The following is a 10,341-nucleotide window of genomic DNA, read 5'->3' as shown; positions in this document are numbered from 1 at the left end:
TGATTACTGAACAAATCTCTCTCCGGTAAACCCGGGGCAGTTCAAATTAGCACTCTTGGCCTCTGCTTCATGGCATAGCACTTCGGTGCCAGAACAGACCTTCCGACTGGTCACTCTTGTTGCAGCTTACAGCGGAATGCGATTGGGCGAGATTTGCGCCTTGCGCAAAGAAGACCTCCCAACCGTTGATGGTATCCCCTGCTTTATGGTCAGACCACATTCTGATGACGGATGGACACCAAAAACAGACGCCAGCACTCGCGGGGCGCCTGTCCATTTAAAACTCATTGAAGCGGGAGTTCTAGCCCTTAAGAACACCACTGACGGCCCATACCTCATCCCCGGCTTGGAAACCTCAAAACAGGGTGTCAGGGGCGCAGCATTGGGACGGGCTTTCTCATTGCTCAAGACCCGTATCGGCCTGCCCGCTGAAATCACGTTTCATTCGTTTCGGCATACCGTTTCCACACAACTCAGAAACGCGAATGCAAATATCCGAGAAGTATGGATTGATCGCCTGTTAGGACATGAAGCCAGCCATAAGAGCCAAGGAACCACAACCTATCTTACCAGTATCTCCACCACCAACCTCAGACAGACAGTAGAGGCCATAAGCTACCCAACAGAAAATTTTAGAGGAGTTAATTTCAAAAATTAGTTCTGTGACGTTATAGTAATAAAGTTTAATGCAATGTAATACATAAATACTACTTTAGTGTAAATTTCATCTCATCCATTATCTCCTGGAACACCATAAGAAGGAGAATAAGCTGGAGCAAGCGCCCTCTGAGTATAATCATGCATCTGACACGACCAGACATCCCAGATTTGCTGTAGTTTTTCAATGGGAGCATCATCCCAATCCACTCTTAAATCAGTGAGCGGCCAACTTTGATCCGCAACAACAACAAGCCCTGCGGAATAAACAGGCCCTGCCTCTCCTCCCCCTGCCAAACCTGCTTTCAAGGCAATAAGCAAACGCTGACCAAGCTCTTGGGTCTCATCACTCTGTAAAAAGGCATCCAGCATGATCTGGGGTACGCTTACATTGGCAAGCATATTGCCTGCACAGGCAATATTTATGTGCTTTGCCATGGCATGCAGACCCAAAGTAGCTGTTCCTGACCACTGTGCGGTCTGCCCTTGGCAATCGATTACAGAAAGCTGTCGATATGCGGCATAGGGTGTCTGCTCTACCAGAGTTTGCAGGCAGAGTTCGGCTGATGCGCCATGAGCCATAAGCTCCAGCCCCTTTGGGCCGAGAGAGGGGTCCGTAATATTCTGGGTTGCAACAACTCCCACCCCGGCACGCGCAAACGCGCACCGGCTGGCTACTGCTGGAGAGGAAGACGAAACCGCCATACCAAATTGTCCGGTACGTGTACACCGCGCAATAATGGAAAACGTCATTGAATCATACCTCGTGTTGCCCGGATTTCTTAAAAATCGGCTTTGACAGAACCAAAATACTGGCGGGGTGCCCCAACCAGAAAAGACTGATAGTCTCCTGAAAGTGGGAAGCCATTTTCCCCCATAGTAGAAACATAATGCGAATTTGAAAGGTTGTAGACACTAAAGTCAATTTCCAGACCTTTGACAAACTGACCCCGGCCGGAAGATTTGAGAAGATTGGTAAGGTTATAGCGTGTACCAAAATTGGTCAGCCAGTAAGACGGCACTTTTGTATCACCTGTATAGCTCAGGTTTCTACGGGATGTATAAGAGGCATCAATATGGGCTTCCAGGTCATGCCATGTATAGCTCAGGGCTGTTTTATACATGAACTGCGGATACGCAACGACCTGAGACCCTTTGGTCGCATAGAGCATGCCACCGCTCTTTACGTTCTGGTCGTAAGTAGAGTGGTTGTAGCTCAGGCTGTTGGTAAAGGCTAATCCGCGCAGGGGGCGCAGCGTCAGCCCGGCATCAACACCGTTCATGGTAATACCACCAACATTTGCCACAATAGTCTGTGGGTTGATGATAGCCCCAGATGAAATCATTTGCAGCCTGTTAAAGAAGTTTACCCGATAGGCATGTACTGTGGCGTCCATAAACCTGTCACTGTAGCGATAGCCTACGGCATAGGCCCAGTCACTTTCCGGCTTCAGACCTGGGCGGGATATATCATAGGCAGACTGTGTGACAGCAAAGGGAGAAGCCGCTGTCTTGAACTGTGCCTGCGGGTAGGCGTGAACGTTTTCAGCAATATCAAAATAAAGTTCATGATGTTTAAGAAAATGCCAGTCCCCGCTGATATGCGGCAGAAATGCCCGAAATGTTGTCAGACCCACACCGCCTGCCATGGCGTCATTTCCATAATAGGCTGTGTTGTAATAGGCATTGCCTGCATGTGAAACGTTAAGCAGGGACTTGAAGCCAAAATGCAGCGCAAGGTTAGGCAGAATATGGTAGGTATCCTGCGCATAAGCCGTAAAGGTGTTAGTATTTGTAGCCTGCCCATAAAACTGCATGAAAGGAGAAAGTTTTGAGAAACTTCCAACAGAATTAATGGGACTACCCTGACCTAGTAAAGGCTGCTCGTAACCATACATGCTCGACAGGAAACGATTGTTTTCGTACCAGATACCTGCCTCAATATGGTTATGTGCAACATCATAGTTCAAAGAAGAAAGAATACCATAACGTGCAATACTTGGTCTTTTTACTTGCTCCAACATAGGTGCCCCATTGGGGGAGGCATCGAAAGGGTTGCTCCATGTCAGAAGGGTTTTCTGCCCATGCCCGTAAACGGTAGTTTTCCAACGCAGGCGGTCTGTAAGCGCAAAGTCTCCTTTCAAATAGCCAAAATAATCGTTGATGTTAGACGAACCATCATAGTACGCAGCATCTGCCTTGTCTGATACACCATTGAGATAAGAAGGGTAATTACCCTGTGCAGCATGGTAAGCATTGGCGTAACCGGAATTTTTTCCGTTATAGTAGTTGTCTATGTAATACCCACCATTATGTAGAATATCTAAAGAATAATCCTGATAAAGATACTGGTGCAGATCACTCCAATCAAAAAATGCCTTTATAGAGCTATCATTCCCAATAGGCTGTACAAATTTTGCATTGACCTGCTGCGTAAACTGGTTGCCACCACCTTTCCATTTGTCAGTATCGTTACGGGAATAAGAGACATAAAAACGTGTGCCCGATGGTGTCAGCTTGCCGCTGTCAAAACGTGCAAAGGTATGAAACATATTGTAGCTGCCAAATGTTTGGCTAAGCGTTCCCCCTGTTTTCTCTTTGGGGTCAGATGAGACATATTCTATTGAACCGCCAAGGTTGTTTGTACTGGCAACAGACTCCGCCCCCGCACCTGTGGAAACATCCATCCGGCCTACGTTTTCAGAAGAAATGGCTTGTATGGGGTTAAGGCCGTTATAGTTGCGGTATACCAGCTCGCCCAATGGCACATCATCCAGCGTTGTGCTGATCTGGTTTTGCATAAAGCCGTGCATGTAAATCTGACTGGACCAGGTATCCAGCCCTTGCGGGTCTGACGACTGAAACATGATACCAGGCTGCTGGCTTAACACTTTAAGCGGATTTGTACCGGGAACCGCTTTCTGAATTTGCGCGCTGCCAACGGAAATCATGGTGCCGTGGGCCCGCCTGCGGGCGGAGATTAAAACACTCTCTCCTTCCTTAGCTGTAACGGGAGAGCGTTTGACGGTAGCGTTGTGCGTTGCGGCTTGCGAACGTTTTGCGGTTTTAGCTGGAGCAGCTTGTAGATTGGGAGCTACCACAAGAATGCCAGCCAGAGCAGAAGAAAGGCACATCAGGTGTTTAAAAGTCCGGCCCCGTTTTGTTGTAGCCGGGGCCCGATGCTGCATCATACCATTTTCTTGTGTAGAGCCAGCAAAACAGAAAACAAGATTTGAGACCATGATGCTGAGATATCCTTATATTGCTAAACGTCCGGCAAAAGACGGCGCGCCTCATTCATCTCATTAAGCCATCGTATCGTATCGAATGTTCAACAAGTTTATTTTGAGGAACTAATACGGAAAACATGAGGAAGGGCACAGCAAGCAAAAGACAGCACCAGACCAAAAAGTTTAGAACAAGCAGGCCATGGTTACGAATTAATGAAGCTATCCATCAAATTATAATATTTTGACCCTGCGGTGTTTTGGAAGCAGAATTGTTTTGATACCAGATCGTTCTGTGCGTAGTAAACCGCAGCAGTATGCCACGCCAATTTGGGACGATATTGTACTTGACGGGTGATTGAGAGAACAATGACAGCACAACCCCAACAGCTTACCCACCGGCGTATTCGCCCTTTCAACACGCGGGACACGTATCCAGAACAGGATCTGGATAATGACCTATGCCAAGCTGTAGTTGCTGGCAAAACTGTCTATCTGCGTGGGCAAGTGCCACAGGACCTTGATACGCGTGAGAACGTGGCCGTGGGAGATGCCGCCGGTCAGGCAGAAAAAGTCGCCCAGAACATACGCCTGCTTTTGACCGAAGCCGGAGCAGAAATGCGCCATATCTGTAAAGTGACTGTTTACCTGACCGATATCCGCTACCGCGCTGCAGTTTATCGAGTTCTGGGACAACATTTCCGCGGTGTATTTCCTGTTTTCACTGGGCTTGTCGTGGTTGCTCTCGCACGCCCTGAATGGCTTGTGGAAGTGGATGTGATTGCCGAGCTCGACTAACTCCCTTGCCATCATGAAATAGAGTGCAGGTCCCATGTCTAAAGAACTGATCGAAACAGGCACGATCTACCCCATTCCCGCTGCTCAGCGTTACGGTTCCGCTCGTGATCTTTTTACGATCTGGTTTGGCGGCAACCTTATGATTTTGACTGTTACGACTGGTTCTCTGACCACTACAGTGTTTCACCTCAGCCTGCTGGCAGCGCTTTGTGCTCTGGTTGCAGGCAACCTCTGCGGCGGCCTGCTTATGGCGCTCCATGCTGCACAGGGCCCTGCTCTTGGTGTGCCGCAGATGGTGCAGGCGCGTGGGCAATTTGGAACATGGGGGGCAGCCTTCATTACGGTACTCGTTGTCTTTATGTATGTTGGCTTTACAGCTTCCAACCTTGTTCTTGGCAGCTCAACTCTCGACCTTTTAAGCCCTACATTAGGGCATGTAAAAACGGTTATTCTTATTGCGCTCCTTTGTTTATTTCCGGCCTTGGCGGGCTACAGAGCGCTGCATTGGGCTGGCAAGCTGGGTACGGTACTCGGTGCGGTTGCCATTGCCCTTTGTGGGTTCTCCTTTCTGGCGGCGGGCCCTACATTCGCTCAGGCAACACATTTTGCACCATCGGACACACTAGTTCATTTTCTTGGGGCATTTTCCATTATTGCTCTGTGGCAAATAGCATTTGCCCCTTATGTGTCAGATTACTCCCGCTATCTGCCCGACACGGCAGAAGGAACGCGCAAGGCCTTTATTGCAACATATGCAGGCTCGTGTCTGGGGGCCTTTCTGCCGATGGTCGTTGGTCTGGTTGCTGGTATAGGCCTGACTACCAACGGCTCTGTTATTGGGGCTTTGGCCAGCCAGCTTGGATGGCTTACTTGGCCGGTATTTGCAGCTTTTACACTTGGCATAACAGGCCCAGTTGGCATGAATGTTTACTGTGGCACGCTTTCTTTACTCTCTGTCTTACAAACTTTTCTGCCCCGCTACCATTTTGGCTCCAATTGGCGCATTGGTACCACTCTTGCCTTATACGGACTGGCAACTTGGGGCGCATTGTTTATGGCAGACGGCTTTTTGCAAAGTTACCTTGAATTTATGGACATGTTGATGGCCATTATGGTGCCATGGACCGCAATAAACTTGGTTGACTATTACCTGATCCATCACGGTTCTTATCAGGTGAGTGCTTTTTTCGAGCCGGATGGCGGGTGCTATGGCCGGGTCAATATATCAGCCATGTTCTGCTTCTTTTTAAGCCTTGCTGCACAAATTCCTTTTATGTCAGGCCATCTTTACACAGGCCCTTTCGCACGGCTCCTGCACGGGGCAGATCTCTCCTGGGTTGTCGGGCTTCTGGTGACTGCTCCGGTTTATTGGCTTCTTGCCAAAAAATTTTCCTCTCAAACATCTTCTCATATCGGATAATCGCGTATGACAGATACTGTCTCCACTCTGGCGTCTCTTGTCGCATTTCCCAGCATCTGCGGGACTGCCAATGGCCCGATTATAGACTGGATAGAACAGTATCTTGAAAAGCTGGGCGCGCGTATCGTGCGTGTGCCAGGGGAGCAGGAAGGCCGGTTCAGCCTGTTTGCATCCCTTGGCCCCATGGTAGCCGATGGTATTGTGTTGTCCGCACATTGCGATGTCGTGCCTGTTGAAGGACAGAACTGGAGCTTTGACCCCTTTGCCCTGACCGAGCAGGACGGAAAATTATATGGTCGTGGCAGCAGCGACATGAAAGGCTTTCTGGCCTGCATGTTAACAGCCGCAACCCACGCAGCAAACCAGCCCCTTGAGCGCCCGCTCCACCTTGGCATCTCGCACGATGAGGAACTCGGCTGCCTTGGCGTAAGGTCGCTTTTAGCCGCGCTGCGTACCAATGGGCTACAAGCGCGCGGGTGTGTGGTAGGGGAGCCTACATCCATGCAGGTTGCAACCGCCCATAAAGGCAAGGTTGCCCTCCAGATTGTCTGCCATGGGCAGGCAGCCCATTCCGCCAACCCTTTTCAGGGTATCAATGCCATTGTCATGGCATCAGAAATGGTTCTGGCAGCACAGGAGCTACAACAGCATATTGCCAGCACGGAAAAGCATGATACACGATTTGGCGTACCGTTTTCTACCGTACAGACGGGGCTCATCAATGGCGGGACGGCGCTAAATATTGTGCCTGACCAATGCTGTATCAAAACAGAAATACGGCTTTTGCCCGGTGTATCTGCCCAGCCCTACCTGAAGTGGCTGGAAAATGCAGCTTTACGCATTACCCAAAACAACACGCGCGGCAGCATTGAGATTATACAGACAAATGCCTATCCAGGCCTGAACTCTGATGCACAATCAAAAGATTTTCTGCACGCCGTTATGCGATATGCACAACAGAATGACATAACGGTTATTGATTTTGGAACTGAGGCCGGCTTGTTTGAGCAGGAGCTGGGTATACCCTGTTATGTTTGCGGCCCAGGGTCTATCAGTCGGGCGCATAAAGCCGATGAGTATATTACGCGATCTGAACTGGACGATGGTGACCGCTTTTTAAGCAGAATTGTCGAAAGCCTCTGTGCTTTATAGCCCCTAGCTTCATGTTCAGGAAAAGGGCGAATCCATACCAGGAATATACTGGCTGGAAATACTCTCCCGGCAATGTTGCTCAAATGCTTCAACCAGCCGTGACTTCTTGATATTGGCCAGTGTGGCCGTACCAATAACCATAGGGCGATGGTTGCCCGAAATGGGCACACGCACAATACGCCTGCCATCTAACGCACAGTCTGACCGAGGCCGGACGTTGGCAAGCGTATAGCCGTAACCATTTGCCACCATGGTTCGCACGACATCCTGATGAGATGAGCGGGAGTGTATTTTGGGCTGTAGCCCTTCATTGAAAAAGAGCGCGAAAAAATATTCAAGGCTCAGTGGCAGATCGAGCAGAATAAGTGGCTCCTCAGCCAGCTCTGCCAACGTAACAAACGGCTTATGTGCAAACGGGTGTGCCTCGCTCACCACCGCATGGGCGGGGAGTTCTGCCAGCGCGCAAAAACTGACACCTTCAGGAATTTGCAGGTCGTAGGTAATGGCCACATCAATTTCAGCATGGCGCAAACGGCCCAAAAGCCAGCCCTGATCGGCGGCGAACTGCCGTATTTCCGTCTCGGGAAAAGTCTTCATGAAGTTATGGGCCAGTTCGGGCATGATCATGGGAGCAAGTGTTACCATTGACCCAACAGAAATCTGGCCCCTGACCTGCTCCGTTACCTCACAGGCAGCGGCGTAAAGGCCTTCTGCCTGCTGCACAACACGTTTGGCTTCTGCCAGTATTTTATGCCCCGCAGGGGTGAGGGAAAGCCCCTGTGCATGGTGCCTGACAAACAGTTGCACACCAAACTCCCGCTCCAGATGGCTAATGGCGGTAGAGATAGACGGCTGTGAGATGCAAAGCCGCTCTGACGCCAGTGTAATGGAGCCCACTTCACCAGCAGCAATAAAATACTCAAGCTGTCGCAACGTATAGCGCATGGCCCCTACCCGTCATTCTGAACACGGAATGTAAACAGATAGCACAGACAGACCCTGATTAAAAAGCCTGCCCTTAAGGCATGGGCCTTATGGCCTAAGAAAATCCGAAGCGGAGCTTAGTAATATGATTATTTCTCTCATTATATCGTTTCTTTAATGAAATAGATGGATTTTGTAATGCCGCTTGAAAACTCGATATGGCCAAAAGAGGAATATCTCGCATGACACGCAGAAAAGTGGACACACTCGTTATTGGAGGTGGGCAGGCGGGCCTGGCTATAAGCGAGCATCTGGGCCGACGCGGTTTATCCCACCTGGTTGTTGAGCGTAAACGCATTGCTGAGCGCTGGCGCTCGGAACGGTGGGATTCTCTGGTCGCCAATGGTCCTGCATGGCATGACAGATTTCCGAACATGACCTTCGCCACGGTGGACCCAGATGGTTTTGCCCCCCGCGCGGCAATAGTAGAATATTTCGAAGCTTACGCCAAACAGATCTCCTGCCCGATTGAATGCGGTGTAGAGGTCGCCAGCCTGCATAAACAACCCGATGGATCCGGCTTTGTGGCAGAAACATCTGCTGGAACCATTGAAGCAAAACAGGTTGTTGTAGCCACAGGGCCTTTTCAGAAACCTGTTATTCCACCTCTGGTACCTGCACAGGCTGGCATTACCCAGATTCATTCCTGCAATTACCGCAACCCGGAGCAACTGCCTGAAGGCGGCGTGCTGGTTATTGGTGCAGGGTCTTCTGGTGCACAAATCGCAGAAGAATTAATGCGCTCTGGCCGGAAAGTCTGGCTGTCCGTTGGCCCGCACGACCGCCCACCACGCAAATACCGTGGGAAAGACTTTGTGTGGTGGCTGGGTGTTCTGGGTATGTGGAATGCTGAAGTCTCCAGCCCATCAACCGAGCATGTCACTATTTCGGTCAGCGGTGCCCGTGGCGGACATACTGTTGATTTTCGTAAACTGGCCAATGCTGGAATGACCCTGATGGGTATGGGCAAGTCTTATACTGACGGGCGCATGTATTTTGCACCTGATCTGGCAAAGAATATTGCTGGAGGAGATGAGAACTATCTGTCAATGCTACGGGCAGCTGATGCTTATGTGGCTCAAGAAAATCTGGATTTACCAGAGGAACCCGATGCTCATATTATTGGCCCCAACCCGGACTGCGTTACCAACCCGCTTTTTGAGCTAGATTTAGCGAAGGAGGGTATTACCTCTATTGTATGGGCAACCGGTTACGCACTAGACTTTAGCTGGATCAAATCAGATATTTTTGATGAACGCGGTAGCCCTAAACACGAACGTGGTGTCTCTAAAGAGGACGGCCTGTATTTTCTGGGTCTTGCATGGCTTACCAGACGTGCCTCCCCTTTTATATGGGGAGTTTGGCATGACGCAGACTATCTTGCAGAGATTATCAAAGCTAAAACGGATAGAAAGAAATAATTAACCCTCGCAGCCAACGGTAGAAACCATTGACTATAAAAGGGAGTTTAGCATGGATTACGCGCTACTCCCTCACTTTGGAGGTAGTTTATATTTTCTCTTATTGCTTTTTCAAACATGCCTCTCCTCCCTCCTCCCTGAAAGCACCCTTCATTCTTTGGCCATACGGTTTCAGCCCACCTCAAAAATACCAACGCTGCTGTGCAGGATTGTCTGGATAGACAGACTTATGAGGCCATAAGCTACCCGGAAAGCAGCCTTCAAAAAGATACCCTTTTACATCAGGAGTAAAAGGGAGCCAGCAGTGTCGAATGGCTACCCATTCGACATCTGGCAAGGGGGAATACCTTCCCCCGTTGACCCCCTAAAGCATAGAAACCTGCCCTTTTAGCCTTCACCTTGCTGGGCAGTATATATATTGGAAAAGAGGGGGTTCACGGGAGAGAGCAATGCTCTCTCCCTGACCAGTTTGCAAACCATCGCGACACAACGTGTCCGCTGGTTTGCACGGCTGGCTTCCTAAATATTGCGCCCCCAACGTGCAGAGAAAACTTTAATGACAAACGAAATTCTGCCGTAACCAGACAGCAAATTCCTCTTCTTCCATACCACCTGAAGCAAGTGTCACCATGACCTCTACTGAACTGCCCCGGGTTTACCGGAGAGTAAAACTCTCGGAGGA

Annotated in this window: 8 protein-coding genes; 5 read left to right on the top strand and 3 right to left on the bottom strand. The window is 49.8% G+C overall.

Annotation, left to right across the window (positions count from 1 at the left end):
- The first annotated feature begins 85 nt into the window (after positions 1–85).
- Entirely contained in the window at positions 86–658 is a 573-nt protein-coding gene (locus Abor_RS10670; RefSeq protein WP_244877888.1) for a tyrosine-type recombinase/integrase, read from the top strand.
- 71 nt (positions 659–729) lie between these two features.
- On the opposite strand, the gene Abor_RS10665 is transcribed toward Abor_RS10670, so the two are convergent.
- Together Abor_RS10665 and Abor_RS10660 are read right to left on the bottom strand one after the other, a co-directional pair.
- Entirely contained in the window at positions 730–1,410 is a 681-nt protein-coding gene (locus Abor_RS10665) for a DUF1028 domain-containing protein (protein WP_048841873.1), read from the bottom strand.
- Positions 1,411–1,439: 29 nt separating this feature from the next.
- Entirely contained in the window at positions 1,440–3,848 is a 2,409-nt protein-coding gene (locus tag Abor_RS10660) for a TonB-dependent receptor (protein WP_232015199.1), read from the bottom strand.
- Between the two features lie 405 nt (positions 3,849–4,253).
- On the opposite strand from Abor_RS10660, the gene Abor_RS10655 reads away from it, so the two are divergent.
- From Abor_RS10655 to argE, 3 genes are read left to right on the top strand one after another with little or no spacing between them, the layout of a single operon-like run.
- Positions 4,254–4,682 carry a RidA family protein gene (locus tag Abor_RS10655; RefSeq protein ID WP_048841872.1) on the top strand — a complete coding sequence of 143 codons (429 nt, stop codon included), beginning with the start codon at positions 4,254–4,256 and terminating at the stop codon, positions 4,680–4,682.
- Between the two features lie 34 nt (positions 4,683–4,716).
- Positions 4,717–6,102 carry a purine-cytosine permease family protein gene (locus Abor_RS10650; protein ID WP_048841871.1) on the top strand — a complete coding sequence of 462 codons (1,386 nt, stop codon included), beginning with the start codon at positions 4,717–4,719 and terminating at the stop codon, positions 6,100–6,102.
- 6 nt (positions 6,103–6,108) lie between these two features.
- Positions 6,109–7,254, top strand: a complete 1,146-nt coding sequence (argE, locus tag Abor_RS10645) for an acetylornithine deacetylase (protein ID WP_048841870.1) — start codon at positions 6,109–6,111, stop codon at positions 7,252–7,254.
- A gap of 15 nt (positions 7,255–7,269) precedes the next feature.
- Here the strand turns inward: argE and Abor_RS10640 are convergent, their stop codons facing one another.
- Positions 7,270–8,199, bottom strand: a complete 930-nt coding sequence (locus Abor_RS10640; RefSeq protein WP_048841869.1) for a LysR family transcriptional regulator — start codon at positions 8,197–8,199, stop codon at positions 7,270–7,272.
- 221 nt (positions 8,200–8,420) lie between these two features.
- Here Abor_RS10640 and Abor_RS10635 point away from each other — a divergent pair, with 221 nt between their 5' ends.
- Positions 8,421–9,659, top strand: coding sequence for a flavin-containing monooxygenase (locus Abor_RS10635; protein ID WP_048841868.1), 1,239 nt, complete (start codon positions 8,421–8,423; stop codon positions 9,657–9,659).
- Positions 9,660–10,341 lie beyond the last annotated feature (682 nt).

It is taken from the genome of Acetobacter orientalis (genome assembly GCF_000963965.1).
Taxonomy (GTDB): domain Bacteria; phylum Pseudomonadota; class Alphaproteobacteria; order Acetobacterales; family Acetobacteraceae; genus Acetobacter; species Acetobacter orientalis.
This window is presented reverse-complemented; position numbering and strand designations above follow the sequence as displayed.